The organism is Campylobacter lari (assembly GCF_004357905.1).
Classification (GTDB): Bacteria; Campylobacterota; Campylobacteria; order Campylobacterales; family Campylobacteraceae; genus Campylobacter_D; species Campylobacter_D lari_D.
Window position 1 is genome coordinate 1 of the sequence record NZ_SMTT01000042.1, and the last position, 332, is coordinate 332.

Genomic DNA, 332 nt, shown 5'->3' on the forward strand with positions numbered 1-332 from the left:
TCCCATACCTGTTCCTACTGAAGTAGAAATCACTACAGGTTGGAATTTAAAATCATCTATACCATTATAGTTTTTAATAGTAAGCTGAGCTACACCACTTTCTCTTGCCATAGAGCCTGTTTCAAATCTAGTTACACCTATTTTAGAACTTTGAGTTGAACCAATACTTGCTTTGATAGACTGATTTGACTGTGCACCTACTTGGAATTCTTGATTTACAAAACCACCGCTTAATAACTGCTTACCATTGAATGAAGTTTGATTTGCAATATTATCAAGTTGCTCCATCAAACGATTTATATCAGCTTGAAGCATATTTCTTGTTTTGGTAG

The 332-nt window shown here is 34.3% G+C and carries 1 protein-coding gene; it reads right to left on the minus strand.

From position 1 onward, the window contains the following. Nucleotides 1–332 (minus strand): flagellin N-terminal helical domain-containing protein (locus E2O22_RS07870; RefSeq protein ID WP_439897284.1); only part of this gene is annotated, 332 nt, incomplete at both ends.